The 1,344-nt window shown below is 44.8% G+C and carries 1 tRNA gene and 1 rRNA gene; both read right to left on the bottom strand.

The features are described from left to right. A 23S ribosomal RNA gene (locus tag AB674_RS21570) occupies positions 1-1,028 on the bottom strand; the annotation flags it as partial. Positions 1,029-1,174: 146 nt separating this feature from the next. Further along, a tRNA-Ala gene (locus AB674_RS21565) sits at positions 1,175-1,248 on the bottom strand. Positions 1,249-1,344: the final 96 nt, after the last annotated feature.

The following is a 1,344-nucleotide window of genomic DNA, read 5'->3' as shown; positions in this document are numbered from 1 at the left end:
TCTACCCTGTTAGAATGCTCCCCTACCACTTACAGTCAGACTGTAAATCCATAGCTTCGGTAATATGCTTATGCCCGATTATTATCCATGCTCGTCCGCTCGACTAGTGAGCTGTTACGCACTCTTTAAATGAATGGCTGCTTCCAAGCCAACATCCTAGCTGTCTGGGCAGACAAACCTCGTTCTTTCAACTTAGCATATATTTGGGGTTTTTTCTTTCACCCCTACCCACAGGTCATCCGAAGACTTTTCAACGTCAACCGGTTCGGACCTCCACACTGTGTTACCAGCGCTTCATCCTGCCCATGGGTAGATCACACGGTTTCGCGTCTAACACTACTGACTAAAGCGCCCTATTCAGACTCGCTTTCGCTACGGATCCGTGGCTTAACCACTTATCCTTGCCAGCAACGTTAACTCGTAGGCTCATTATGCAAAAGGCACGCCGTCACCCCACGAAAGGGCTCCGACCGCTTGTAAGCGTATGGTTTCAGGATCTATTTCACTCCGTTATTCACGGTTCTTTTCACCTTTCCCTCACGGTACTGGTTCACTATCGGTCTCTCAGGAGTATTTAGCCTTAGCGGATGGTCCCGCCAAATTCAGACAGGGTTTCACGTGCCCCGCCCTACTCAGGATACCACTATCTATTACACTTGTTACCTATACGAGGCTATCACTCTCTATGGCATAACTTTCCAGTCACTTCTAGTTCCTTGTGCATAAAATGTCGTGGTCCTACAACCCCAATCTTGCCGTAACAACATTGGTTTGGGCTAATCCGCGTTCGCTCGCCACTACTTACGGAATCACTTTTGTTTTCTTCTCCTCCGCCTACTTAGATGTTTCAGTTCAGCGGGTTTGCCCACCTATCGGTGTACTATGTCTTCAACATAGTGGGTTGCCCCATTCAGGTATCTACGGATCAATCGGTGTGTGCCCGTCCCCGTAGCTTTTCGCAGCTTATCACGCCTTTCATCGCCTCTGAGAGCCAAGGCATCCCCCATACGCCCTTATTTTGCTTATTGTACCAATCATAAAATCAATTATGACCGTTTTTTTTTGTCTTTTATTATTGCATTACTGCTTATAACAAAAAACGCTTTCTACTTTTTATTATTTCTTATCTCAATATGTCAATGAACTTTTATTTACTACTTTTATAGTAAATCAGTGGAGAATAACGGAGTCGAACCGTTGACCTCCTGCGTGCAAGGCAGGCGCTCTAGCCAGCTGAGCTAATCCCCCATTTTGCAATCTTAGATTGTAGAATTCAGATTTTAGATTTCTTAATTCTTCTCTAATTTCTTTGGTGAATTCCAACTTCTAGAATTTCCTTTTTTT

The organism is Flavobacterium sp. ABG (assembly GCF_001027725.1).
Classification (GTDB): Bacteria; Bacteroidota; Bacteroidia; order Flavobacteriales; family Flavobacteriaceae; genus Flavobacterium; species Flavobacterium cupriresistens.
The sequence above is the reverse complement of the archived record's forward strand: the minus strand, read 5'-3'. Positions and strand labels throughout refer to the sequence as shown.